This is a genomic window from Variovorax sp. Root434 (assembly GCF_001426595.1).
Taxonomy (GTDB): domain Bacteria; phylum Pseudomonadota; class Gammaproteobacteria; order Burkholderiales; family Burkholderiaceae_C; genus Variovorax.
Window position 1 is genome coordinate 40,182 of record NZ_LMEK01000016.1, and the last position, 25,057, is coordinate 65,238.

The following is a 25,057-nucleotide window of genomic DNA, read 5'->3' on the forward strand; positions in this document are numbered from 1 at the left end:
CTTGTTTGCCTCAAGCACGCGGCGCGGGATGATTTCGAGGCTCCAGCGGCGCCTTGCCCTGCAGCACCCGCACGACCTCTTCCGCGGCCCGCCGGCGCAGCTCGACGAGCGATGCATCGGACGAGAAGGCCACGTGGGGCGTCAGCATCGCGCCTTCTTGGGCCAGCAGCGCCTGCGGCACCTCGGGCTCCGTCTCCAGCACGTCGAGCCCGGCCGCCGACAGTTGGCCGCTCTGGAGTGCCTCGGCCACCGCATGGGTGTCGACGACGCCGCCGCGGCTGACATTGATCAGCACTCCGCCCCGGGGCATCAGCGCCAGGCGCTTCCTGCCGATCAGGTGATGCGTGCCCGGTACCAGCGGAGCGTGCACGATCACGATGTCGCACTGCCGCAGCAGCTCTTCCAGGTCGACGCACTCGACGCCGCCGGACTCGCCCTTCAGAAATGGGTCGTGCGCCACCACCCCGCAGCCGAAGGCCGCGAGCTTGCGGGCGGTCGCCCTGCCGATGCGGCCGAAGCCGACGATGCCGCAGCGCAGGTCGGCCAGCCTCTTGAGCTTCGCGCTGCCAGGGTCCCACCGGCCTTCGCGCACCTCGCGGTCGAGGCGGATCAGGCCGCGCGTCCACGCAAGCACGAATCCGACTGCATGGTCGGACACCTCTTCGACACAGTAGTCCGGCACGTTGGTGACCCACACGCCCCGCTCGGTGGCGGCCTGCACCGCTATGTTGTCGAGCCCCACGCCGAGCCGCGCCACGATCTTCAGCGACGGGCTGGCGGAGATCGCGCTGGCCGATACCTCTGCCCAGCAGGTCATGATGCCGGCCGGCTGGTGCAAGGCGACCAGCCTTTCGATTTCCTCCGAAGCAGCCGGCGCGGCAGGACCGGTGACCAGCTTCATGCCGGCGGCCTCCACGATCGCTCTCTCGGTGGAGTCGTCGGGCCAAGCGTAATCAGTGAGAAGGACGGTATCGACCATGGGATGGATCAGTTCAATGAAAACAATGTCATGAGGGTGCCGCCTTCGCACGCTTGGATGCAGCAGGCGCGGGCGGCGAAGTGAGCGCACGGGTGGTCCCGCGCACAAGAAGCGTCGGCGACGAGACCGATCGATAGCGCGGCATGGCCGTGGGCCGCTGCCGCAGCTGATGCATGAACCACAGGCCGCAGGACGTGGCCAGCTCGGACACCGGCAGGCTGATGGTCGTGAGCCCCGCACCCCACCAGCGGAAGCCGGCTTCGTCGCCGTAGCCGACGATCGAGAGTTCGTCGGGCACCCGGATTCCGAGCGCAATGCACTCGTCGACCACGCTGTGGGTGTGCTGCACGCCGCCCAGCACCAGGCCGGTGGGCGGCTTCGGCAGCGCCAGCAGTCGGCGCAGTGCATCGCGGCCGAACTCGGCATCGGAGGGAGAGCCGCACATCTCGAGTTGCGCGTCCCACCGCTTGGCTGCCGTCAGACCATCGCGGTAACCCTTGAGGCGGGAGGCGCCGGTGGACAAGTCTTCCGACGGGCCGATGTAGGCGATGCGCCGATGCCCCAGTTGCAGCAAGTGCTCGACGGCCAACGCCAGTGTCTTGGTGTCGTCCAACCCGAACCACTGCCCGCCAAGACTCGTCTGCTCGCGCAGTAACTGGATGTGGGGCATCGACTTGAGAAGGCGCGCAGTCTCCGGCAGCGGCTTCGGACTCGGCACCAGGATCATTCCCGCCACGTTGGCGCTGATCAACTCGCGCACATGGCGCAGTTCGACCGCGCGGTCGTCGGCGGTCTCCGACAGCGCCAGCTGGAAGCCGTCCTGTTCCAGGCACTGGGACAGCGCATGCGCAATAGTCGAGTAGAAGTTGTTGCGGATGTCCGGAACGATCAGGCCCACCAGGTTGCTCGAGACGCCGCGCATCATGCGTGCGGCGCGGTTCGCGACGTAGCCGATCTCGTTCGCCACTTCCTGGACCTTCAGCTTCATCGCGCTGCTGATCCTCGAGTCGTCCGCCAACGCCCGGCCTACCGTTGAGGCAGAGACCTCCAACCGCGCCGCAATGTCCTTGATCGTTACCATGCTCAGCCCTTTCAAACAATGCGCGAACGATAGCAGTCCAGGCAGAGCTCGAGTGCGGTCGTACCGGTCACGCGGTGAGAGCAGGCTTCGGGCATGGAGCGCTCAAGGAACCACGACGTAGTTGGAGAAACCGCCGCTGCGATCTTTCAGGCCCGAGATCGCCTCGTTGACAGACGCGAGCGGAAAGACGCGGTTCTCCAGATAGGACAGGTCAATGGTTCCGGTGGCGACCATGTCCGCCATCTCCTGCCCCTGCGCCGTGGTGAACCAGTTGGAGCCGATGAGCTGGATCTGTTCGTCCATCAGCCACTTGACGTCGATCGGCAGGTCGTCGGCCACCCCGCCCACGTTGACGACCTTGCCACCGCGGCGCACGCCCTTCATCGAGTCGAGCATCGTGGCCACGGGCGCTTTGGCGCCCAGTGCGCTGATCGCGAAATCCGCGCCCTCGCCACCCGTCATTTCCCGCGCCCACGCGCCGCTCGAGCGTTCGCCCAGCTCGATGACTTCGATGCGGTCCGGCGCCAGCGCCTTCACGCGCTTCAGAAGTTCGACGTCGCGCCCGGTGCCGAGGATGCGCGACAGGCCCATCGCCAGGCCGAGCACGGTCGCCGCCACGCCGAGCGTTCCCGTGATGCCGTCGATGAGCGCCACCTGGCCGGGGCCCGCGTCCGCGTTCTTCAGCGCGCCGTACGAGGTTCCCAGGTAGCCGAAGCGCCCTGCCCGCTCGAAACTCAGGTTGTCGGGGATGTGGACCAGCGCGTACTCGGGCGCGGTCATGTACTCGCTGAAGCCGCCGTAGGGATACAGGTCGAAGATGCGCTGTCCGTCCGTGCTGGTGCTGAAGTAGCCGTTCAACGTGTAGTAGCGGCACTGGCTGCGCTGCCCTGCGCGACAGGCCTTGCACGACCCGCAAGAACGCAACGGGCTTACGTAGACGCGGTCGCCGGGTTTCGCATGGATGACCGCCTCTCCGACCTCCTCGATCACGCCGGCCGGGTCCAGCCCGAAGATCGCCGGAAACTTCGGCAGCGGCTGGTGCGGAAACCAGCTCGGCCAGTTGTTGATGACGTTGGCCATGTTCGGCACGATGCCACAGGCCTTGACGCGCACCAGCACGTCATTCGGTCGCGGCTTCGGTACCGCGATGGTGTCGAGCGTCATCGGCTTGCCGAGTTCGTGCAGCCGTGCCGCGGTCATTGTCTTGCTCATGTGAAGTCCTTTTTTCTGATGATTTCTTGGCGTTGGGAGAGGGCTTCAGGAAGCCAGGAAAGTAGCGGCCGGCGGCCGGAACTTCGCGGGCCAGACAGTGACCCACTTGCCGCCCTGGACCTGCTTGAGCTTGGTGTCCGCCACGCCGCTGTTGAACTTGCCGTCGAAGGTGCGCGGGCCCAGGACGGTCTGCACCTGGTTGGCCTTGAGCCAAGCCGCCATCGCCTTGTCGTCGATTCGGCCGACGCCTTTGACTGCCGCCTCCAGGATCTGCCACGCGGCGAATTCGGACGCCGCCTGGGACTCCGCCACCGGATACGGCAGGCCAGCCTCCTTGGCCAGCTGCGTATAGGACGCCACGAACTCGGCCGCGCCGGCATTGCGCGTGAAGGGCTCCTGGTCCTCGAACCAGGTCAGGCTGGTGAGGCCGTTCGCATTCGGATGGGCAGCAGTCGGCCCGGGCGCGGGGAACAGGTGAAAGTGCCGCCCGGGCAGGTAGCCGATACGTTTCATCGCGTCGATCATCTGCACCGCTTCCATGCCGATGGCGCCCGACCAGAGCAGGTCGGGGTTCGCATCCTTGATGCGCGCGGCGATGCCGCCGAAGTCGCGCGTGCCGAACTCGTACTCGAGCGACAGCAACTTCTTCAGGCCGCGCTTCTCTGCCACTTCTTGCCCGCCCTTGGCGAGATCGAGCGCCGAGGGGAACTTGCTCGTGACGAAGGCGATGGTCCTGGGTGGCGACGGCTGGCTCGCATAGGCGTCGAGCACCACCTCGGTCGCAGCGATGCGCGGCTGCGGTCCCAGCGGCAGCGCGGGATATTGGAGCTCGTAGGGCGCGAGCCGGGGGTCCCCCAGGCTGCTCTGGATGAACAGCTTGCCGAAGCGCTGGGCAACGCCCATGGCCGAGATGATCGCGCTCGTGCCGTAGGGGCCCATCAGCAGGTCGACCTTCTCGGCGGTGACGAGCCGCTCGTACAGCGTGCGGGCATTGGCCGGCTGCGACTGGTCATCCAGCAGCACCCACTCCAGCTTGCGCCCCAGCAGGCCGCCACGCTTGTTGATGCCATCGACGAAGACCTCGCCGGCCAGCTTGTGGATCGCGCCGACCGAAGCAAGGGGACCGGTCAGCGACAGCGTGCCGCCGACGCGGATCGGTGCCCCTGACAACCCCTGCGCGCGGCCGGGCACTGCTGCCGTCAGCATCAGCCCGCCCGCGGCGAGGACCATGCTGCGGCGCGACATGTCGAGTTCGGTTGCGTTCATGCTTGTCTCCTTTTGTCCGCCACCTCAGTGGTAGCCTTCTTCGAGCTCGATATCGAGACCGGCCATGATCCGCACGCCGGAGTTGTACCAAGCGACCACCAGCACGAGCGCGATCAACTCGGGCTGGCTCAGGAAGGCCGCCACGTCGCGCCAGGTCTGTGGAGCGACCTCCACCTGCAATGTCGATTGCTTCGCGAAGGCCATGACGGCACGCTCCTGCGCGTCGTAGAGCGCCGAACTCTCGAACTGTGGCACGGCATCGAGCTGCGCCTGCGTCAGGCCCGCCTTCAGCCCGTGCGACTGGTGATGGGCGATCTCGTAGCGTGACTTCGTGAGATGACCGACAGTCAGGATGGCCAGTTCGCGCAGGCGCGGACTCAACGGTGAACTGCGCAGCGCATTGGCGTAGGTGAGAAAGCCGCCGAGCAGTTCGGGGGTCTGCGTCAGTGCGAGAAAGATGTTGGCGGTGGGCAACTTCCGCTCGCGCTCGAGCCGATCGAAGATGGCTTGGTTGGGGCTGTCGGCCCGCTGGAGATATTTGACTCGTGCCATGGTGCGTCTCTTTCTGTCTTGGGTTCAGGCGGCCTTGCGGGCGGCCATTTGCTGGATGTAGGTCTCGAGGGTCTGCGGCCTGGGCATGTGCTCCGGCGCGATGGTCGGCGTGGCCTCGAAGGCCGTCGCCTCCGAGTACCAGCGCTCGGTTGCCGGCAGGCCCCATCGCACGTTGGTGCTCAGCGAGGCCGCGTCCCAGCGCACCGGTTCGATCTCGACGTCGATGGTCTGGTAGTGGCCGTCGCAGAGCTCCACCCGGTGCCCGTCCGGATCGCGCAGGTAGACGTACAGCATGCCGCCGGGGCCGTGGCGCCCCGGGCCGCGGTCGATCGACTCCGCGTAGCCGAAATTCCCCGCCAGGTCGCAGGCGGTGAAGATGTGATGCGACTCGGGAACGATGTAGGCGAAGTGGTGCAGCTTCGGTCCGGCGTTCTCGACGATGGCGAGATCCAGGCACGTGCCCTTGCGGTACATGAAGGCGCCAAGCAGCTTGTCGCCGTTGGCCAGGTACTCCGAGTTGCGAAAGCCCAGCTGGCTGTAGAAGGCGCAGGCCGCGTGGCAGTCGGGTGCAAAAGTCTGAAAGTGGTCCAGCCTCTGCGCATGGGCGCCGGTGAACAGCTCGGGCTTCAGGTACAGGCGCTCGCAGGTCTTCATCTGCGCGCACAACTCGAGCCTGGTGCCAATCGGATCGGACACTTGCAAGGTGCGCCCCTGGTGCGCCACCTCCACCCATTCGGCGGGCAGGCCCTGGGCCTTGAACCATTCGAAGGCGGCGTCGAGATCTTCCTCGAACTGCACGCGAAAGCCGATGCGCCTGCACGTCGCCTCGCCGTCAGCCTGCACCAGCACCAGGCTGTGGTGGCAGGCCTCCGACAGGCCGCGCAAATAGCATTCGGTTGCGGTTTCCTCGGTGACGACGAGGCCGACGATCTTCACGTAGAAGTCGCGGCTTCTCGCCAGGTCGGCAGCATGAAGCACCACGTGGCTTGCGCGCGTGATGTTGAACGGAGGGCGAAGGTTGACGGTGGGCAGCATGGGTAGCTCCGGGTTGGGTGACTAGGGGCGGAGTTCCGCGACCAGCGCGGCGACGGCGCCAAGTGCGAACTGGATGTTCGGCTCGTCCACGAAGCGGCCTTCCTTGACCTTCTCGTGAACGCCGGCGACCACCACCGGCGGATGGACCACCACGCGCGACAACATACTCGCAAGGGTGTCGCGCAGATGCGCATGCGCGCGCGCGCCGCCCGTGAACGCCGGGGAACTGCTGATGATCAGCACATGCTTGCCCTTGAGCGGCGATGCATTCGCCGGGCGTGAAGCCCAGTCCAGTGCGTTCTTCAGGACGCCGGAAGTACCGCCGTTGTATTCCGGCGAGCACAGGACGAGGCCGTCCGCCTCCTGCAGTGCCCGCCTGAACGCAGCCACCGCCGGCGGAAGCTCGACCAGCTCGAGGTCGGAGTTGTAAAGCGGCAGGTCCGCCAGCGAAAACAGCGAGAGCTCCACGCCGTCCGCAAGGCGCTCCTGCAGCGTCTGCAGGATGGCCGTGTTGTGGGAGCCGCTGCGAAGGCTGCCGGAGATGCCGGCCAGTCGGACTTTCTTCATGTCGTGTTCCTTGTGTGTTGAAAACGGCGGCGCGGGATGTCAGCGCGCGCGCCGGAACGGGAGCGCATCCCAGCCCCAGAAGCGGGCTTCGCTGCCCATCGATTCCTCGATGCGGAGAACCTCGTTCCACTTGGCCATCCGCTCGGAGCGCGAGAACGAGCCCACCTTCAGCTGTCCCGCGTCCCAGCCCACGGCCAGGTGGGCGATCGTGATGTCTTCGGTCTCGCCCGAGCGGGCCGAAACGATGGTGCCGAAGGCGGCCGCCTTGCCGGCCTCGAGCGCGGCATGGGCCTCGCTCACGGTGCCGGCCTGGTTGGGTTTGACGAGCACCGCATTGACGCTGCCGGCGGCAGACGCGGCGCGTACCCGGCCCGCGTTGGTGACGAGAAAGTCGTCGCCGATGACCTGGCAGCGCGCGCCGTGCGCCTGGCAAAAATGCAGGAATCCTTGCGGGTCGTCTTCGGCCAGCGGGTCCTCGATGGAGAGGATCGGGTAGCGCTTCAGCCAGCCGCCGAGCATCTCGATCATGCCGTTCGTATCGAGGGCCCGGCCCTCGAGTGCGAGTTCGTAACGGCCGTTGCGGCCGAACTCGGAGGCCGCGATGTCCAGCGAGATGCCGACCTCTTCCCCGGGTCGCAGCCCGGCGTCGAGGATGGCCTGCATCAGCGTGTCCAGCGCCTGCTCGTTGGAGGAAAACGCCGGCCAGTACCCGCCCTCGTCGGCCACGCCTTGCAACGTCCCCGCCTTCTTCAGCAAGGCACCCGCCGCGAGGTAGATTTCGGCAGTCCACTCCAGCGCCTGTGCGAAGGAGTTCGCGGCCGGGCACATGATCATGAAGTCCTGCACATCGACCCGCCGCGCCGCATGCGCTCCGCCCCCGAAGATCTGGATCTCGGGCAGCGGCATGCGCACCTGGCGATCGCCTGCGAGTTCACGCCACAGAGGCTGTCCGCTGGCGGCAGCGCGCGCATGCAGCAGCGCCATGGAGGTTGCGACCAATGCGTTGCCGCCGAGCCGGCTGCGGTCAGGCGTGCCGTCCAGCGCGACCAGTCGGTCGTCGAGCGCTTGCTGGTCGGCAATGTCCCATCCTGCCAGTGCGGTCGAAATGTCGTGGTTGACCGCGGCGCAGGCCCGGCCGACGTCCATGCCCGCGAAGCGCTCGCCGCCATCGCGCATGTCGAGCGCCTCGCCCGTGCCCGTGGACGCCCCTGCGGGTGCAATGGCGCGGCCATGCACGCCGCTGCGCAGCCGGACCTCGGCCTCGACCGTCGGGCGGCCGCGGGAGTCCCAGACGCGACGACCGCGTATCGATTCAATTCTGTTGTCGCTCATGCGTTTTCCCTGTTTGCCATTGCTGTGGTGATTGATCGGTCGCCCGTTCGCAGTGCGCCGATCAGCACGAAGGCGAGCGTCGCGGGCTGCGTGCTCCTGTTCCTCCATGCATGCCTGGTTCCGTTCTGGACGACGACCTCGTGCCGGCGCAGCAGCGTCGAGGCGCCGTCGTCGAGTTCCAGCCAGATCTCGCCATCCAGCACGATCGCGTAGTCGACCGTGGAGGTGGTGTGCATGCCGTCCGGCTCGAAGCATTCGGCGAGGCCTGGGCTCACGGCCAGGTTTTCGCGCGCTGCCGCTTGCGGGTCGAAGCCCGGTGCGGCGAAGACTGCGTCCGGCGGGAATGTCACCACGATGAATCGCGTCTCTCCCGGGCCCGGCACGAAGCTCGCCATCGCGGGCGTGGGGTCGATGCCTTCGAAAGGCAGCGCCGGCACCGGCCCGGTCGCCCAGATCAGGCGCGAAACCATGCCGGGAACGTGACTGAAGACGTCTGTTCTCGGCGGCGTCGAGTCCATGGCGATGCGGCTCTCGCCCTCGTTGCCATGGCCGGTCACGATGCGGTGGACGTCGACGGGAACACCGGCCGAGGGAATGTGGTCAGACGCCAAGATAGGCCTCCTTGATCTGCGGGTCGGCGAGCAGCGCGCCAGGCTTGCCCGAAGTGACGATGCGGCCATGCTCGATGACGTAGGCGTGGTGCGCGATGCCCAGGGCCTGGTGCACGTTCTGCTCGACCAGCATCACGGCCACGCCGCGCTCGTTGATGCGCCGGATGATGTTGAACATGTCCGACACGATGAGCGGCGACAAGCCCAGCGAGGGCTCGTCCATCAGCAGCAGCCGTGGCCGCGCCATCAATGCGCGGCCGATGGCCACCATTTGCTGCTGCCCCCCGGACATCGAGCCGGCAAGCTGGGTGCGGCGCTCCTTGAGCACCGGCAGCAGCGAGAACACTTCGTCCATCGTCTCGCGGGTCGCCGAACGGGCACCGGCGCGATAGGCGCCCAGCTCCAGGTTGTCCTGCACCGACATCTGGGTGAACAGCCGCCGCCCCTCCGGCACGATGGCGAGGCCGTGGTCGCAGACCCGGTGCCCTGCGAGCGCGCCGACGTCCACGCCGTCGAGCAGGATCTGCCCTGCGCTCGGCCGCAGGATGCCGGCGATGGCATTGATCAGCGTGCTCTTGCCGGCACCATTGGGACCGACCACCGCGACGATCTGCCCGGCATCGATTTCGAGCGTGGCATCCCACAGCGCCGGTGCATCGCCGTAGCAGACATTGGCTTGGCGGACTTCAAGCAGCATGTGCGACTCCCAGATAGACATCGACGACTTCGGGCATCTGCATGGTCTCCTGCGGCGCGCCGAGCGCGAGCAGCCGACCCTGGTCGAGCACCGCGACGCGGTCGGCCAGCGCGACCACCGCGCGCATCACGTGCTCGACGAAGACGATGGTCGTGCCGCCGGCGCGGATCTTCCGGATGAGGCCGACCGCCTGGTCGACCTCCGAGGGCGTCAGGCCGCACAGCACTTCGTCGAGCAGCAGCAGCTTGGGACGCGCGGCCAGGGCGCGGGCGAACTCGACGAACTTCCGCTCGTGGAGGTTCAGCGCCCCCGGCAGCTCGTGCGCCTTGTCGGCGAGGCCGGTGAACGCCAGCCAGTGGCGCGCAAGCGCATCCGGATCGTCCTGGCCCGCGCCACGCTCGCTCCCGAAGATGGCGCAGAGGCGGACGTTCTCGAACACGCTCAGCTGCTCGAACAGTCGCGGGATCTGGTAAGTGCGGGCGATGCCCTTCCGGGCCACCTCGTGCGGCTCGAGCGAAGAAATGTTCTGGCCGTCGAGCACGATGCTGCCGGACGACAGCGGAAAGTGCCCGCTGATCATGTTGATCAGCGTCGACTTGCCCGAGCCGTTGGGGCCGACCAGCGCGAGGATCTCGCCGCGCCGGACCTGCAGGTCGACGCCCCCCAGTGCCTGGAGGCCGCCGAAGCGCTTCGTCACGCCGCGGCATTCGAGCAGCACGCTGTCCCCGGCAGAAGCAGGCATTGCCGCGGCTGCCGGGCGCGCGGCGGCGAGCGTCAGCGCACCCGGCCTAGCGGCCTTGGGCTGGACCCGCACCTTGCGCAAACGTGCGAGCAGCCGGGGCATGATGCCCTGCGGCAGGATCAGGATGACGACGATCAACGAGAGGGCCACACCGGCACGGCCGAGCTCGGCATGGTTGCCGCCGACGAAAAGGCCAAGCGCCACGGTGATGAGCGTCGCCCCCACCGCGGGCCCTGCCCAGTGGCGCGCACCGCCGAGGATGCTCATCAGCACCACGTAGAGCGGCACCGTGATCGAAAAGGTGTCTCCCACGGTGATGTAGCCAACGTAGCCGGCCTGTATCGCACCGGCCGCGCCCGCGATGGCAGCAGAGATCGCGAAGGCCGCGAGCTTGTAGCGCAGCGTGGGTACGCCCTTGACTTCGGCGACGTCCTCATCGTCATGAATGGCGAGCAGGCCCGCGCCGAGCCTGGAGCACAGCACCCGGCGCGAGACCGCCAGAGCCCCGAGCGCGAGCAGCAGCCCCAGCAGGTAGATCGCGCCCGACACCGAGGTGCCGAAGGTCGGCAGCGATACCTGGCCCATGTTGACCCCGCCGCCGCCGTCGATCGGCGTGTTCGACACGATGGCCGCCAACACGTAGGTGACCGAGAGCGTCAGCAGCGCGAAGAACTCGCCGCGCAAGGACTTGATTCGAAAGACCACCAACCCGATGAGGCCGGCCAGCGCTGCTGCCACAGCGGCCGCAAGCGGGATCGTCAGCAGAAAGGGAAGCCCCGCCTTGGTCGTCAGGCTGGCGGCGGTGTAGACCCCGGCGCCGAAAAAGGCAGCATGTCCGAAGCTCCAGTAGCCGGAATAGCCGCTCAGCACGCCCCAGCTCGTCGCCAGCGCGACCCAGAAGAAGACGACGTACAGGTACGACAGATAGAAGTCGGGCGCACCGGCGTAGGGCAGCGCGAAAAGCACAGCGATGACGGCGGTGATCGCCAGCCTGGCGGGCGTCGAGTTCACAGCCATCTCGGCCTCCACAGCAGCAGTGCAATCAGGATGGAGAAGGCCACCAGTGGTGCCCACGCCGGGTTGACGAGCGCCATGGTCAGCGACTCCGAGATGCCTACCAGCATGCCGGCGGCCAATGCGCCCGGTGCGTTGGCCAGGCCGCCGATGATCACGACCGCGAAGACGACCCCGATCCACGCTTCGATCTGCGATGGCGCGAGGGTGGAAGTCAGCGCGATGAAGACACCCGCCAGACCGGCCGAAGCGGAACACAGGCCCGCGAGCCCGTAGGACAGGCGCCTGGCATTGATCCCGAATGCCGCTGCAATCGGCCCGTCTTGCGCCGCGGCACGCAACGCCCGCCCTAGCAGTGTGCGATGCAGGCAGAGCCAGGCCGTCGCCGCCAGCAGTGCCGCGCACAGGAAGGCCGACAGCTCCAGCACGGGCACGAAGATCGGACCCAGCTGGAACGACGACTGCGCGTAGGGTGTGTCGAACTTGCGGAAGTCCGCCGACCAGACCCACTGGATCAGGGACTCGATCAACACTGTCACGCCGAAGGTCACCAGCATCGACGAGAACTCGGTCACCTTGAAGTGCACGAACACCGCATGCAGCGCCAACCCGAGAACGAAGAAGGCTGGTGCGATCAGCAACAGCGCGGCCCAGGGCGGCATCGCGAACTGCGTGCCCAGCTGATAGGTCAGATAGGCCCCGAGGAAGGCCAGTGCGAAGTGACTCAGGTTGACGAACCTGAGCAGGCCCCAGCTCAGGCTCAGCCCCATGGCCAGCAGGCCATAGATCCCGCCGAGCAGCAGTCCGCCGAGGGCCGATTGGGCCAGCAGCATGAAGCTCACGGGGCCACCCCCGCCAAGCTGATTGGGCGCGGGAATCGCGCCGGCGCGTGTCGGTCCGGCGGCTGGCCAGGACTCAGTGCGATGCAACTCATTTTTTGTCTCCTTATGCTATCGTTAGCATATTCTCCGTCGACCCGATTCGGCATGTCAACTCTCTTTGTTGTGAAGATAAGTTAATTTCTTGCACTGGACGCCGGCGCATCTAAAATGCTAACGTTTGCACATATCAGGAGATACTTCGCATGAACCGACTGCTGGTGGCGCGCTACGCGCTCGACAACGCAATTCACTACGGTGTGGTGGAAGAAGATTCGCTCAGGCGACTCGAAGGCTCGCCTTTCGAAAGTCTTCGCGAGACCGGGCACCGCGATCCGGTCGCTCGGGCCAAGCTGCTGGCGCCGGTGCCGCAGCCGCGCATCTTCGGCCTGGGCTACAACTACCGCGCGCACTCGAAGGAATCGAACAAGGCCGTACCCGAGATTCCCGTGCTCTTCATGAAGCCGAGCACTTCGGCGGTCGGCCCCGACGACGCGATCGTCTACCCAGCCGATGGCGAGAACGTGCATTTCGAGGGCGAACTGACCGTCGTCATCGGCAAGCGCGCGAGGCACGTGCCCGAGGCGCAGGCGCTCGACCACGTGTTCGGCTACACCATCGGCAACGACGTCAGTGACCGGGTGCTGCAACGGCGCGAGAGCGCCTTCGGCTGCCTGCTTGCCGGCAAGGGCTACGACACCTTCGCGCCCATCGGCCCCTTCATCGCCACCGGGCTCGACCCCGCGAACCAGCGCATCATCACGCGCGTCAACGGGGTCGTGCGGCAGGACGGAAACAGCCGCGACCTCGTCTTTCCGGTACCGTACCTGATCGCCTATCTCAGCAAGTACATGACGCTGCTGCCGGGCGACCTCATCATGACCGGCACCCCGGCCGGCGTTGGGCCGCTGGCCGTTGGCGACATGGTGGAAGTCGAAATCCCGGGGATCGGCGTGCTGCGCAACCCCGTGATCGCGGAAGCGCAAGCGCGCTGACATGTTCCACTCAAGCCGGGCCGGCGGCGCCCGGCCACGCCATGAGGCAGGCGCGGTTGCGGTCGATCTTCCCGGCGAGCCCGGGTTCAGAACGCATGGCGGATGCCGAAGTCGTAGCCCGTGGCCGAGCGCGGCGCAAAGCCGCTGCTCGTGCCGGTCGACAGGTAGGCCGGGCTGCCGCCGGTGGTCGCACCCATCACGGCCGGGTTGTTCTGGCCATTGCTGATGCGGATGCGCGCCACTGTCGCGTACAGGGCCGTACGCTTGCTCAGGTTGTGCACGTAGCCGAGAGCGAGCTTCCCGGCCGAGGCGTCGCGATCGGGAGCGAACAGGCCCGTTGGCTGCAGGCCGGCGTCGGCCTTGAACTTGACGCGCGAATAGGCGAAGCGGATCAGGCCCGGGCCGATGGGCACGGTCGCGCCCAGCAAGGCACCGTCGTACCTGCCGGAGGTATCGAACGAGAACCGGCCGACCGCGCCGACCGGCACGGTAGTGGTTGCCTCATCCCTCGCGCGGGACAGTTCGCCGAACAGCTTGAGCACACCGAAGTCGTAGGAAGCGCCCAGGTTCGTGGTTGAGATCTTGCGCTCGGCGCTGCCGGCGAAGAGCCCGGCCGCGGTGGTGGTGGTCGCATCCTGCGCGGTGCTTTCGCCATAGGCGAGCGCCACGTCCAGCGGACCGTTGACGTAGCCGAAGCGGCCGCCGACATAGCGCCCGCGTTGGCTGGGGCTGCCCGGCACGTCGGTGGATTTCGTGTTCTCGGGCAGTGCGTATTGCACCTGCCCGTAGAAGCCGCCCAGGCTCGGCGGCAGGAAGTAGCCGATCGAGTTGCTGGTGCGCACGTAGTTGTCGGTGCCGCCCGACAAGGCGCCGTTCAGCGTGCCGCCCGACGCGGCGATCGCCAGGTTGCTGTTGATCGAGGAGATCAGGTTGGTGCCCACGCCGGTCGCCCCCATCGGGTCGAACACCGTGTCGCTCCAGAAGCTCGGCGTGAAGTCACGGCCCAGGCGGACTTCGCCGAACCCGCCGGACAGGCTCACGGTCGAGCGGCGGCCGAAAGTGGAGAGGCCGGCCAGGCCGCTGTCGTTGAAAAGCGGCGACTCGAGCCAGAAGCTGGCCGCCAGGCCGCCGCCCAGGTCCTCCGCGCCGCGGAAGCCGAGGCGGCTGTTGTTGTAGCCCGAGTTCGACAGCGCGGTCTGGCTGCGCTTCACCGTGCCCGGCTGGCCGGAGGGCGGGGACGCTGGGAGCAGCCCGGTGTTGTAGAAGCTGCTCTTGGCCGAGTAGCCGCTGACGGCGGCATCCACCACGCCGAACAGCGTGACCGACGACTGGGCGCAAGCACCACCGGCCGCGGCGAGCGCCGCCATGGCCATCAAAGAATTTCTCATTGCATGTCTCTGGGTTTGTTGATCCAAGACCCTCCGCACGACGACGCATGCAGGAAGGCCCATCTGGTCTGACGCAAAAAAGAAAGCCGCGCTGCGATGCCACCACCGACTGGAAGGAGTTCCCGCCGGTCAGATGCACATTTCGCGCGAACGTTAGCACTCACTAGAAAGCACACATCTCCCTTTCGACCATCGAACTCCGGAGGACAAAGACCGCCCTCTGAGAAAGAGAGAAGCCTCAAACAGCGCTCTTCACCGTCAATGCTAACGTTAGCGCAATTCTGGGCGAATGGAGCGCATTGTCAAGCGAGGTACCCCGACTACGAGCTGGCGAGCGCGGCGCTGTGGGACGAGGCCTGCGTGCCGCCGGCCTGATGCTTGAGCAGGTCCAGCGCCACGTCGAGAATCATGTCCTCCTGCCCGCCCACCATCCGACGGCGCCCGAGTTCCACGAGGATGTCGACGGTCTTCAGCCCGTACCTGGCGGCAGCGGATTCCGCATGCCGCAGGAAGCTCGAATACACACCCGCGTAGCCGAGCGCCAGCGTCTCGCGATCGACCCGGACCGGGCGATCCTGCAGCGGGCGCACGAGATCGTCGGCCGCATCCATCAGCTTGTAGAGGTCGGTGCCATGGCGCCAGCCCAGCCGCTCGGCGGCTGCGATGAAGACCTCCAGCGGCGCATTGCCCGCGCCCGCCCCCATCCCCGCCAGGCTCGCATCGATGCGGTCGCAGCCCTCCTCCACCGCGACGATCGAATTGGCGACGCCGAGGCCGAGGTTGTGGTGCGCATGGATGCCCGTCTGGGTGGCGGGCTGCAGCACGTCCTTGAAGGCCCTGAAGCGCTCGCGCACGTCATTCATGCTCAGTGCGCCGCCGGAGTCGACCACGTAGACGCAGGTCGCGCCATAGCTCTCCATGAGCCTGGCCTGCTCGGCGAGCTTCGACGGCTGGGTCATGTGGCTCATCATGAGGAAGCCGACGGCATCCATTCCGAGCTCGCGTGCATATGCGACGTGCTGCTTCGACACGTCGGCCTCGGTGCAATGCGTCGCCACGCGGACCACGCGGGCGCCGGCGTCGTAGGCCTCGCGCAGATCGTGCATCGTGCCGATGCCGGGCAACAGCAGCGTCGCGATCTTCGAGCGGCGCACGGATGCGGCCGCAGCCGCGATCCACTCGACATCGGCATGTGCGCCAAAACCGTAGTTGAAGCTGGCGCCTTGAAGGCCGTCGCCATGCGCCACTTCGATGCTGTCGACGCCCGCTTCGTCAAGGGCGGATGCAATCGCCTTCACCTGGGCCAGGCTGTACTGGTGGCGCACGGCATGGCTGCCGTCGCGCAGTGTCACGTCGGAGATGTAGAGCTTCTTGGTCATGGAAATCCCGTCTTTCATACGTGCCGCTGCAGGCCCCGCGCAATGCCCGAGGCGAGCCGGCGGCGCGCCATCATGTCGCCGCAGGCCAGCGCGGCGGAGGTCATGATGTCCAGGTTGCCGGCATAGGAAGGCAAGTAGTGGGCTGCGCCCTCGACCTCGAGGAAGACGGAGGTCTTCAACCCGTGGCGCAGGCCCAGGCCCGGCACGTTCAGCGGTCGGTCCTCGGCGATGACCTCGAACTGCAGTTCCTGCTTGAGGCGATAGCCGGGCACGTAGGCCTGCACGGCTGCCACCATGTCGCGAACGCTGCGCTCGATGGCTGCACGGTCGGCGCCCTGCGACAACACGAAGACCGTGTCGCGCATGATCAGCGGCGGCTCTGCCGGGTTGAGGACGATGATCGCCTTGCCCCGCTCGGCCCCGCCCAGCTTCTCGATCGCGGCACGCGTGGTTTCGGTGAACTCGTCGATATTCGCCCGGGTTCCGGGGCCGGCGGAGCGGCTGGAGATCGACGCCACGATCTCCGCGTAGTGCACCTTGGCCACCCGCGAGACGGCGGCCACGATGGGAATCGTCGCCTGCCCTCCGCAGGTCACCATGTTCATGTTGCAGGCGTTCTCTTGCTCCAGATTGATGGCGGGAATGACATAAGGGCCGATGGCCGCGGGCGTCAGGTCGATCATCTGCACGCCATGTGGACGCAGCAGTTCGTCGTGGCGCCGGTGCGCGCTTGCCGAGGTCGCATCGAAGACGATGTCGATCTGCGGGAAGACCTCCATTGCGAGCAGTCCTTCCACGCCGTCCGCAGTCGTCGGGATTCCCAGCCGCTGCGCGCGGGCCAGTCCGTCGGATGCGGGATCCACCCCGACCATGGCGCCAAGCTCGATGTGCTTGGCGTGCCGCAGCAATTTGATCATGAGGTCCGTGCCGATGTTGCCCGGCCCCACGATCGCTGCCTTCAGTTTTGTGCTCACTTCTGCTCTCCTGTTTCGCGAGCACGGCGCGCGCGCCGTTCCTCGATGTTTTCCGTTCCCACGAACCACTGGTCCGCGGGGATCTCTTGGACGATGACCCGCACGGATTCGATGGGCGCTTCCAGTGCGCGGGCAATGGCTTGCGCCACATCCAGCGCCATCGCCTTTCTCTTCTCTGCGTCGCGGCCGGCGACGATCCGGACAGTGGCGAACGGCATCGTCAGTTCGCCTTGAAGCTGGCCTGGCCCAGGCCCTGGATTTCGACGGAGATGGACTGTCCGGGCAGGATCCACTCGGCCGCGGTGGCGGCCCCCGCCATCACCACGTCGCCAGCCCGCAGTTCCTCGCCGGCCTGCGCCGCCAGGCGTGCAGCTGCCACCAGCGCGCGCAACGGATGGCCGAGGATGGCGGCGGTCGATCCGATCTGGACCACGTGGCCATCCATCGCGAGCGCGAGCCCGAGGTTGCCGAAGTCCTGCGCCGGGTCGGCCCACGGGCCGATGACGAAACCGCTCGAGGAAGCGTTGTCCGCGATGACGTCGGTCAGCGAGAACTTGAAGTCCGCATAGCGCGAATCGATGATCTCCAGCGCTGGGGCGATGGCCTCCACGCACGCAAGCGCCTGCGCCGCCGTCATGCCCGCGGTCACGGGCCGCTTGAGGATGAACGCCAACTCCGGCTCGACGCGCGGATGGATGTAGTCGCCCAGGTCGATGCAGCCGCCCTCCTCCACCTGCATGTCACGGGTGAGCCGGCCCCAGATCACATCCGACAGGCCCATCTGCAGCATCTTGCTGCGGCTGGTGAAACCCATCTTGACGCCCACGCGCGGCGCGCCACGCCGCGCCCTGCGTTCGATCGAGGCCTTCTGGATGGCATAGGCCTCGTCCAGCCCGAGCCGCCCCTGCGGATCGATCTGCGCCACGGGGCGGGCATCGCGGGCCGCATCGTCCAGCAAAGCCGCCAGTTCTTCGATGTGCGTCATCGCATCGCCTCCTCGTTCAGGGCGGACTCGAAGACGGCACGCACGCTCCCCAGTCCGTGAATGCGGGTCTCGAACACGTCGCCCGCGTTCACGCCCACCATCGGCCCGAGGGCGCCGGAAAGCACGAGATCGCCGGCCCGCAGCGGCCGGCCCAGGCGCGCCATGGTCCTGGCCAGCCACGTCACTGCGTTGAGCGGATGCCCGAGGCAGGCCAACCCCGCACCCACCGACACCGGCTCGCCGGCGCGCATGGTCACCATGCCGCACAGCCGCAGGTCCACCTCCCTCAGCAGCCGCGGCGTCGTACCCAGCACGTAGGCACCAGAGGAGGCGTTGTCCGCCACGGTGTCGACGAACCGGATGTTCCAGTTGGCGATGCGGCTGCTCACCACCTCGATCGCAGGCAGCACATGGTCCACCGCGCCGATCACGTCCGCGAGCCCGGGGCGCTCGTGCTCCAGGTCGCGGCCGAGCACGAAGGCGATCTCGGCCTCGACCTTGGGCTGCTGGAGCCTGTGCATCGGGATCGGTTCGGCGTCGCCATAGCCCATGTCGTCGAAGATCACACCGAAATCGGGCTGGTCGACACCGAGCTGCGCTTGCACGGCGCGCGATGTCAGGCCGATCTTGCAGCCGACGCTGCGGCGGCCCTCGGCAAGTCTGCGATCGGTGTTCAGCCGCTGGATGGCGTAGGCATCGTCGGCGTCGAGTCCGGCATGGGTGTCGCGCAGCGGCGGGATGCAATGGCCGGTGGCGGCCGCGCCCCAAAGGGCGTCGGCGGCTTCGGCCAGAAGGGCTGGATGCAGGGGCATGGCTTGTCCTTTCCCGCTCGCGGCGGAAAGTTCTGTCGTTCGAACAGGAAGGTCCGCGCAGGCAAACTGCGCGGCGGCGTCAGAGGGTGCGGCCCTGCAGGCCCACCTTGGCGTAGATCTCGTTCACGTGCTTCTTCACGCTGTCTGGCGTGGTGTCCTCGGCGGGCATGTGGGCCCACCCGACCTTCGCGCGCGCATATCGACCGATCTCCTCGTCCTGGTCGCCCGTCGCACCGCTGATGCCATAGGCGCCAACCATTTCGTTGCCCTTGAACACGGGCGCGCAGCCACCGGACGCGACCACCTGTCCGTTGGTGAAGACCGAAGCGTTGATCAGCATTTGCGGATTGCGCTCCTTGAACCATTGCTGGATGACCAGCCCATCGCTGAAGCGCGGACTCATCGATCGGAAGGCGGCAACGGTGAAGGCCTTGGCGCGCGCCGTATCGGGCGTGATGAAGCCCGCATCGTCCATCCGCTCGAGCGCGATCAGGTGCCCCTCGGGACCGACGATCGCGACGGTGATCGGCACCCCCATCTCCAGAGCCTTATCGGTGACGGCCACGATGAAAGCGCGGCATTCGATGGCATGTAGCTTGGCCATTTTGCAATTTCCTTTCTGATAAAGCTTGGTTATTCGGCCTTGATTCCTGATGCCCGGATGAACCCAGACCAGCGCGTCGCTTCGCCTTGCAGGAAACGAGAGAACTCCTCGCCGCTGGACTTCAGCGGATCGATGCCCTGGGCCCTGTAGAGGGCCTGGATCTCGCTCGTGTCCAGTGCGGCGTGAGCCGCCATGCGCAGATGGCCGGTCACGGCAGCCGGCGTACCCGCGGGCGCAACGAGGCCGATCCAGACGGCGGTGTCGAAGCCTTTCAGTCCCAGTTCGTCCAGGGTACGCAGTTCGGGTGCGATGGCGGTGCGCCGGAGGCTCGTCACGGCCAGCGCCACGAGCTTGCCGGCGCGCACATGCGGCATCACCGTCGATGCAGGCGAGAACATCAACTGGACCTGGCCGCCGAGGAGGTCGGTCACTGCGGCCGTGCTGCCCTTGTAGGGGATGTGCACGATCTTGACTCCAGCCATTCGCGCAAACTGCTCGCCCGACAGATGGGGCGAGGTGCCCACGCCCGATGATGCGTAGCTCAAAGTGCCGGGTCGTGCCTTGGCAAGCGCGATCAACTCCGCCACGCTGCCCGCCTTCAGCGAGGGCTGGACCACGAGCACGTTGGGTACGCTTCCGATCAGCGTGATGGGCGTGAACTCCTTGACCGGATCCACTGCGTTGGGCACCGGGAAGGCCGCGTTGATGATGTTCGCAACGGTCAGTGCGAAGATGTTGTAGCCGTCGGGCTGGGCGGTGGCAACAGCCCTGGCAGCGATGTTGCTGCCCGCGCCTGGCCTGTTGTCCACCACGAAAGGCTGACCGAGCCGACGACTCATCTGCTCGGCGACGACGCGGACCGCCACGTCGGTGGCGGTACCGGGCGGAAAGCCCACCAACAGCTTCACAGGGGCACTCGGATAAGCCGGCTGGGCCAGCGACCATGCGGGGAACGTCGCACCTGCGATCGCTGGCAGGCAGCCAAGGAGTTCACGGCGGTTCATGTCTGTCTCTTTTCTTTCTGTGGATCGGGCCAAAAAAAAATGGCTGGGTCACGAGTTGATTAGACGGCGCCGAGGGCTATGATTCAAACGAGACTTTCCAATCGAATGATTGGCTCCACTCATGAATGTGACGTTGCGCCAGCTTCGCGCCTTTGTCCTGGTTGCCCGACTCGGCAGCTTCACCCGTGCGGCGCAGGCCATGCACGTGACCCAATCGGCGCTGAGCCTGCTGGTAAGGGAACTGGAAACAGCCCTCGACACGCGGCTCTTCGACCGCACCACGCGAGCCGTGACGCTGACAACGGCGGGCAGTGATTTCTTTCCGCGCGCCGAGCGCGTCCTGGCCGACCTCCAGTCCGCGATCGCCGGCATCGATACGCTGGTGGCCAAGGAGCGCGGACGCGTCGTCGTTGCCGCTCCGCTGGTGCTTTCCAGCACCTACCTGCCGCCGATCCTGGCACGCTTCAAGGCCCAATACCCGGGCATCGAGGCCGTGCTCCAGGACACGCTGCCAACGCAGGTGCTCCCCCAGGTGCGAAGCGGCTCGGCGGACGTGGGCATCGGCACATTTGCATCGGATGAAGCCGACGTGAAGCGCACGCGGCTGTTTTCAGAAGCGATGGTCGCGGTGTTCCCGGCCGGACATGCCTTCGGCGGTGCAAAGTACTTGACCTGGGCCGATGTCGTTGGGCAGCCGATGCTCGCGTTGCGCAGCGGCAGCGTATTCCGCGACCTGACGGAAGCCGGCTTCGCCTCGGCCGGAATGGTGCTGCATCCTGTGGCGGAGGCGAACTATGCGGGCTCCCTCATCGGCATGGTCAGTGCGGGGCTCGGAATCGCGGTACTGCCTGGCTATGCCGCGAAGCTGACCGATGAATCCCGCATCCAATGCAAGCGGATCGAAGAACCCCTGATCGATCGCGAGGTATCGCTCGTGCAGCGCGCAGGAGTCTCCCTGTCTCATGCGGCTCAAGCCTTCGTCGATTTCATCGTGGAGGCATCGGCGGAACCACAGCCGCTCGCCGGGCGCTCTACTTGAGCTGATCTGCGAGCCAGCCGAGGATGTAGTCGGCCACCGCGAGGTTGTTCCTGTCCTGCATCATCATGTGCGAGTTGCCACGGATGCCGACGCTCGGCAAGGTGACCAGCGAGGCTCTGCCCCCTGTGTTGCCGTTGATCCGCTCCACGACCGCCCGGCGGGCTTCGAGTCGCGACCTGGCGGTGAACACCGGCGCGTCGAGATGGTCGCCGAACAGTTCGAGCACGGGGATTCCGGCGTATGCCGCGATCTGGGCATCGGTGGGAACGACCGATTGCGCCCCCTCGATGTTGACCACCGCGCGAACCAGCTTCGGCCGCATCGAGACGACCGCGTCAGCGAACGGGCCGGCGAGCGAATGAACGACGACCACGGCGGGGCCGATCCTGTCCAGAAGCGCGGCGAGCGCGCGGGGAGCCGTCTGCATGGCTCCGCCTTCCAGCGTTGCCTCGGCGAAGGGAACGCCCTGGGCAGCGAAGCTGCCGACCGCCTCGATCGGGAACTGGGTGTCCGCGAACGGCTTACCGTAGCTCGGGCCGAATCGGAACAAGGTCCAGGCGAGTTCACTGGTCACCATCAGCACGTTGGAGGGCAACGGCTTCACATCCCCCTTGGCTTTCGCTTCATTGAAGGGACTCGCGTCAAAGCCCGAACGTCCGCGCCCAGGCGTGTCGACCACGTACACCGGATGGCCCTTGCGAACGAGGTACGTGGCCCAGCCCTCTCGCCCGTCCGGCGTGGTCTCGTAGCTCGCGCCGGTGAGCCCGCCTCCATGCACCAGCACGATCGGGACCCGGCCTGCAGAGCCTTCGGGAATGCGGTACTGCACGTACATCTGGTCGACCACTATCCTGCCGGGCGGAACCACCCCCGCGGGCGATGTACCGGCGTGGGGCGTCTCTATCGTCCTTCCACCGACGAAGAAACTGCCTTCGTCGGCCAGTCGCAAAGGACCGCCCAAGGTCGCGGCAGCACCGCCCGAGGCGAAGGCCACGGCCAGCAGCGCGCCAGCCAGATGTGAGATCGATAGCTTCATACCGGGGTCTCCTTGTTCTGCTGGCACTATCGGTGGCGCAGCGGCGGCCGTCAAACGAGGACTTCTCATGTATTGATCGGCCCTGCTCATGGATGCCTTCACGGCGGCAGCCTGCTGACGGAACACCGAGCACCACGCAAGCTCTTATGGACTCACCGCCCCATCCTGTTCGGTCTCAGTGGGCCTGCTTCGCTGCTTCTGGCGCATCGGCGGGATTCGCGTAAGTGGTTCCGCTTGGCCCATATCCGGTGATCGCGACGATAGTCGGCTCATCCAGCGTTTCACCGAAATGGTTGGCATTGGCCGGTTCGGTGTAAATGCCACCTGGCGGTAACGTCTTGAGTTTGGTTTCATCGTAGGCGTCGCCAAACCCGACGTAGAACTTTCCCGACAGGACCGTGACGAAGCGGGAATCGGGATGCGACAGCGGCATGATGCGCTTATGCGGCTCGAGGCGAAGCAGGACCGTGTAGAGCCCTGCCTTCGTCGGATCGCCATAGATCACGGTCGCGCTCTGGCCACTGACCTGGGAGACGCCGACCGTGTTCGACGCGCTCTGGGTCACGGAGAGTTGCTCGGGTGTCGCAACAAGCATCGGCATTGCGACGCCCGCGGCGCGGGCCGCATCCGTTCCGCCCTGGGTCAGCAGGGCTGCCGCAATCATGAGATATGGCAAAGTCAACTTCATCGATTACTCCTTGGTAGAAAGATAGCCTTCGCGCAGGCTCGGGGGAAGCAGGCCGTAACTTCCCAATGTGTTCCTGAAGCTGCCCGAGGTCAGGTAGTCCAAGATTCGTGCCGCTCCGCCGTTGGAATCCCCTGTTCGCCTTGCGACGGCTTCGTAGCTGGCAACCTTGCTTAGTTCTCCGGGCAATTCGACGATCGTCACGCCGTCGACAGAAATCATCTCGCTCACCTGCTGAATTCCCACATCCGCAAGGCCAAGCACGACGCAGGTCGCGGCGGACCCGCCCGTCTCTGGCAGCACACGCTTCTTGCCAACAGCCTCATCCAAACCATATTTCGCGAGAACTTCGAGCAGATGCTTTCCGCTGATCCCCTCGGAGTAGGCAACCGATTCGGCTTTCTCGAGAAATTCAAGGCACTTGCCGAGGCTTGAAACATCGGGGAGCGGCTCTGACGACCTGAAGGCCGCGCCGCTGCGCGAGATGGCGAGGCCGACGCGCGAGAAGCTCAGGGGGCGACGCTCCATGACATACTGGCCGACAGTGTCCGAGGGGCCGACGAATACGTCGGCTTCGATCGTTCGCGTCCCGATCTTGTTGAGGACAGACACACCGATGAAGCCTGCCTCTATCCGAACACCAAGTTGTCTTTGAATCTCGGGGATTAAGTCTTCCAGGATTCTTCGCGCCGATTGCGTGCTCACAAGGCGAATCAGGTTTTCGTGGTTTCTTTCTTGCATCATCTTTTACGGCGATCGCATGCAGACGGCATGCTCGGTTCGTGACGAACTTCAATCGATCGCCTTTCCCATGTCCTCGACCACCTTCTTCGCATCTCCGAACACCATCATCGTCTTGTCCATGTAGAACAGCTCGTTGTCCAGGCCCGCATAGCCGGCGGCCATGGAGCGCTTGTTCACGATGACGGTCTTGGCCTTGTAGNGACCATCATCGTCTTGTCCATGTAGAACAGCTCGTTGTCCAGGCCCGCATAGCCGGCGGCCATGGAGCGCTTGTTCACGATGACGGTCTTGGCCTTGTAGGCCTCCAGGATCGGCATGCCGTAGATCGGCGTGCCCTTGGTGAGCGCGGCCGGGTTCACCACGTCGTTGGCGCCCAGGATGATCGCCACGTCGGCCTGCGCGAACTCGCCGTTGATGTCTTCCATCTCGAACACCTGGTCGTACGGCACCTCGGCCTCGGCCAGCAGCACGTTCATGTGGCCCGGCATGCGCCCGGCCACCGGGTGGATCGCGTACTTCACGGTCACGCCCTTGTGCGTGAGCTTCTCGGCCAGCTCGTTCNTAGATCGGCGTGCCCTTGGTGAGCGCGGCCGGGTTCACCACGTCGTTGGCGCCCAGGATGATCGCCACGTCGGCCTGCGCGAACTCGCCGTTGATGTCCTCCATCTCGAACACCTGGTCGTACGGCACCTCGGCCTCGGCCAGCAGCACGTTCATGTGGCCCGGCATGCGCCCGGCCACCGGGTGGATCGCGTACTTCACGGTCACGCCCTTGTGCGTGAGCTTCTCGGCCAGCTCGTTGACCGCATGCTGCGCCCGCGCCACCGCCAGGCCGTAGCCCGGCACGATGATCACGGTCTCGGCGTTGGACAGCATGTAGGCCGCGTCGTCGGCGCTGCCGCTCTTGACCGGACGCTGCTCCTTCGCGCCGCCACCCGCGCTGACCGCCTCGCCGCCGAAGCCGCCCAGGATCACGTTGAAGAACGAGCGGTTCATCGCCTTGCACATGATGTAGCTCAGGATCGCGCCCGAAGAGCCCACCAGACTGCCCGCCACGATCAGCATCGCGTTGTTCAGGCTGAAGCCGATRCCCGCGGCCGCCCAGCCCGAGTAGCTGTTGAGCATCGACACCACCACCGGCATGTCCGCGCCGCCGATCGGGATGATGATGAGCACGCCCATCACGAAGGCCAGCGCCAGCATCGCGAAGAAGGCCGGCCAGCTYTCGGTGAACATGAACACCAGCCCCAGCCCGATCATGGCCAGGCCGAGCACGAGGTTCAGCATGTGCTGGCCCGCGAACTGCACCGGCGCGCCCTGGAACAGGCGGAACTTGTAGGTGCCCGAAAGCTTGCCGAAGGCGATGACCGAGCCGCTGAAGGTGATGGCGCCGATGGCCGCGCCCAGGAACAGCTCGAGCCGGTTGCCGGTGGGAATGGGCGCGCC

Annotated in this window: 25 protein-coding genes and 2 pseudogenes; 2 read left to right on the forward strand and 25 right to left on the reverse strand. The window is 66.2% G+C overall.

Annotated features, from left to right (window positions below):
- Positions 1–10: 10 nt before the first annotated feature.
- The 12 genes from ASD05_RS17150 to ASD05_RS17205 form a co-directional block, all read right to left on the reverse strand.
- Positions 11–901 (reverse strand): C-terminal binding protein, encoded by an 891-nt coding sequence (locus ASD05_RS17150; RefSeq protein ID WP_235508009.1) that lies wholly within the window; start codon positions 899–901, stop codon positions 11–13.
- A gap of 106 nt (positions 902–1,007) precedes the next feature.
- Positions 1,008–2,060: a LacI family DNA-binding transcriptional regulator gene (locus ASD05_RS17155; protein WP_056594920.1), complete on the reverse strand. Its 1,053-nt coding sequence runs from the start codon at positions 2,058–2,060 to the stop codon at positions 1,008–1,010.
- 102 nt (positions 2,061–2,162) lie between these two features.
- The gene (locus tag ASD05_RS17160; protein ID WP_056594922.1) at positions 2,163–3,272 is read right to left on the reverse strand and encodes an alcohol dehydrogenase catalytic domain-containing protein; all 1,110 of its coding nucleotides are present in this window, start codon (positions 3,270–3,272) and stop codon (positions 2,163–2,165) included.
- 45 nt (positions 3,273–3,317) lie between these two features.
- On the reverse strand, positions 3,318–4,538 hold the full coding sequence (locus ASD05_RS17165) for an amino acid ABC transporter substrate-binding protein (protein ID WP_082572121.1): 1,221 nt from the start codon (positions 4,536–4,538) through the stop codon (positions 3,318–3,320).
- Between the two features lie 24 nt (positions 4,539–4,562).
- Positions 4,563–5,090 (reverse strand): carboxymuconolactone decarboxylase family protein, encoded by a 528-nt coding sequence (locus ASD05_RS17170; RefSeq protein WP_056594924.1) that lies wholly within the window; start codon positions 5,088–5,090, stop codon positions 4,563–4,565.
- A gap of 24 nt (positions 5,091–5,114) precedes the next feature.
- Positions 5,115–6,125 carry a VOC family protein gene (locus ASD05_RS17175; RefSeq protein ID WP_056594926.1) on the reverse strand — a complete coding sequence of 337 codons (1,011 nt, stop codon included), beginning with the start codon at positions 6,123–6,125 and terminating at the stop codon, positions 5,115–5,117.
- A 21-nt stretch (positions 6,126–6,146) separates the two neighbouring features.
- On the reverse strand, positions 6,147–6,692 hold the full coding sequence (locus ASD05_RS17180; RefSeq protein ID WP_056594928.1) for an NADPH-dependent FMN reductase: 546 nt from the start codon (positions 6,690–6,692) through the stop codon (positions 6,147–6,149).
- A 39-nt stretch (positions 6,693–6,731) separates the two neighbouring features.
- A complete protein-coding gene (gene eno, locus ASD05_RS17185; RefSeq protein WP_056594930.1) occupies positions 6,732–8,024 on the reverse strand; it encodes a phosphopyruvate hydratase in 1,293 nt (430 codons plus the stop codon).
- Positions 8,021–8,635 (reverse strand): cupin domain-containing protein, encoded by a 615-nt coding sequence (locus ASD05_RS17190; RefSeq protein ID WP_056594932.1) that lies wholly within the window; start codon positions 8,633–8,635, stop codon positions 8,021–8,023. The genes eno and ASD05_RS17190 overlap by 4 nt, the downstream gene beginning before the upstream one ends.
- Positions 8,625–9,332: an ABC transporter ATP-binding protein gene (locus ASD05_RS17195; RefSeq protein WP_082572123.1), complete on the reverse strand. Its 708-nt coding sequence runs from the start codon at positions 9,330–9,332 to the stop codon at positions 8,625–8,627. Before ASD05_RS17195 ends, ASD05_RS17190 begins: the two co-directional genes overlap by 11 nt.
- Complete coding sequence (locus ASD05_RS17200; protein ID WP_056594973.1) at positions 9,322–11,091, reverse strand: ABC transporter permease subunit; 1,770 nt, start codon at positions 11,089–11,091, stop codon at positions 9,322–9,324. The genes ASD05_RS17195 and ASD05_RS17200 overlap by 11 nt, the downstream gene beginning before the upstream one ends.
- On the reverse strand, positions 11,082–11,921 hold the full coding sequence (locus ASD05_RS17205; protein WP_056594979.1) for a branched-chain amino acid ABC transporter permease: 840 nt from the start codon (positions 11,919–11,921) through the stop codon (positions 11,082–11,084). Before ASD05_RS17205 ends, ASD05_RS17200 begins: the two co-directional genes overlap by 10 nt.
- Positions 11,922–12,172: 251 nt before the next feature.
- Here ASD05_RS17205 and ASD05_RS17210 point away from each other — a divergent pair, with 251 nt between their 5' ends.
- Positions 12,173–12,961, forward strand: coding sequence for a fumarylacetoacetate hydrolase family protein (locus ASD05_RS17210; protein WP_157610149.1), 789 nt, complete (start codon positions 12,173–12,175; stop codon positions 12,959–12,961).
- A gap of 86 nt (positions 12,962–13,047) precedes the next feature.
- On the opposite strand, the gene ASD05_RS17215 is transcribed toward ASD05_RS17210, so the two are convergent.
- The 8 genes from ASD05_RS17215 to ASD05_RS17250 all read right to left on the reverse strand — a co-directional run bounded on the left by ASD05_RS17215 (position 13,048) and on the right by ASD05_RS17250 (position 20,107).
- Positions 13,048–14,349, reverse strand: coding sequence for a porin (locus ASD05_RS17215; RefSeq protein WP_056594934.1), 1,302 nt, complete (start codon positions 14,347–14,349; stop codon positions 13,048–13,050).
- A 320-nt stretch (positions 14,350–14,669) separates the two neighbouring features.
- A complete protein-coding gene (gene dmpG / locus ASD05_RS17220; RefSeq protein ID WP_235508010.1) occupies positions 14,670–15,728 on the reverse strand; it encodes a 4-hydroxy-2-oxovalerate aldolase in 1,059 nt (352 codons plus the stop codon).
- A gap of 14 nt (positions 15,729–15,742) precedes the next feature.
- A complete protein-coding gene (locus ASD05_RS17225) occupies positions 15,743–16,702 on the reverse strand; it encodes an acetaldehyde dehydrogenase (acetylating) (protein ID WP_056594938.1) in 960 nt (319 codons plus the stop codon).
- Positions 16,699–16,920: a tautomerase family protein gene (locus tag ASD05_RS17230; protein WP_056594940.1), complete on the reverse strand. Its 222-nt coding sequence runs from the start codon at positions 16,918–16,920 to the stop codon at positions 16,699–16,701. Before ASD05_RS17230 ends, ASD05_RS17225 begins: the two co-directional genes overlap by 4 nt.
- Positions 16,921–16,922: 2 nt before the next feature.
- Positions 16,923–17,687 carry a 2-keto-4-pentenoate hydratase gene (locus tag ASD05_RS17235; RefSeq protein WP_056594942.1) on the reverse strand — a complete coding sequence of 255 codons (765 nt, stop codon included), beginning with the start codon at positions 17,685–17,687 and terminating at the stop codon, positions 16,923–16,925.
- Positions 17,684–18,499, reverse strand: a complete 816-nt coding sequence (gene mhpD, locus ASD05_RS17240) for a 2-keto-4-pentenoate hydratase (protein ID WP_056594944.1) — start codon at positions 18,497–18,499, stop codon at positions 17,684–17,686. Before mhpD ends, ASD05_RS17235 begins: the two co-directional genes overlap by 4 nt.
- Before the next feature lie 79 nt (positions 18,500–18,578).
- Complete coding sequence (locus ASD05_RS17245; RefSeq protein ID WP_056594946.1) at positions 18,579–19,103, reverse strand: GlcG/HbpS family heme-binding protein; 525 nt, start codon at positions 19,101–19,103, stop codon at positions 18,579–18,581.
- Positions 19,104–19,132: 29 nt separating this feature from the next.
- Positions 19,133–20,107: a tripartite tricarboxylate transporter substrate binding protein gene (locus tag ASD05_RS17250; protein WP_056594948.1), complete on the reverse strand. Its 975-nt coding sequence runs from the start codon at positions 20,105–20,107 to the stop codon at positions 19,133–19,135.
- A gap of 121 nt (positions 20,108–20,228) precedes the next feature.
- Between ASD05_RS17250 and ASD05_RS17255 the strand changes: the two genes are divergently transcribed.
- Positions 20,229–21,146: a LysR family transcriptional regulator gene (locus ASD05_RS17255; RefSeq protein WP_056594950.1), complete on the forward strand. Its 918-nt coding sequence runs from the start codon at positions 20,229–20,231 to the stop codon at positions 21,144–21,146.
- Here ASD05_RS17255 and ASD05_RS17260 read toward each other — a convergent pair.
- The 5 genes and pseudogenes from ASD05_RS17260 to ASD05_RS30150 form a co-directional block, all read right to left on the reverse strand.
- Positions 21,139–22,182 (reverse strand): lysophospholipase, encoded by a 1,044-nt coding sequence (locus ASD05_RS17260; RefSeq protein WP_235508011.1) that lies wholly within the window; start codon positions 22,180–22,182, stop codon positions 21,139–21,141. The two genes, ASD05_RS17255 and ASD05_RS17260, sit on opposite strands and share 8 nt — an antisense overlap.
- 175 nt (positions 22,183–22,357) lie before the next feature.
- Positions 22,358–22,870: a cupin domain-containing protein gene (locus tag ASD05_RS17265; protein ID WP_056594952.1), complete on the reverse strand. Its 513-nt coding sequence runs from the start codon at positions 22,868–22,870 to the stop codon at positions 22,358–22,360.
- A 3-nt stretch (positions 22,871–22,873) separates the two neighbouring features.
- A complete protein-coding gene (locus ASD05_RS17270) occupies positions 22,874–23,608 on the reverse strand; it encodes a molybdate ABC transporter substrate-binding protein (protein WP_162248892.1) in 735 nt (244 codons plus the stop codon).
- A 203-nt stretch (positions 23,609–23,811) separates the two neighbouring features.
- A pseudogene (locus ASD05_RS30145) lies at positions 23,812–24,172 on the reverse strand (NAD(P)(+) transhydrogenase (Re/Si-specific) subunit beta); the annotation flags it as partial.
- 1 nt (position 24,173) lies between these two features.
- Positions 24,174–25,057 (reverse strand): annotated as a pseudogene (locus ASD05_RS30150) (NAD(P)(+) transhydrogenase (Re/Si-specific) subunit beta); the annotation flags it as partial.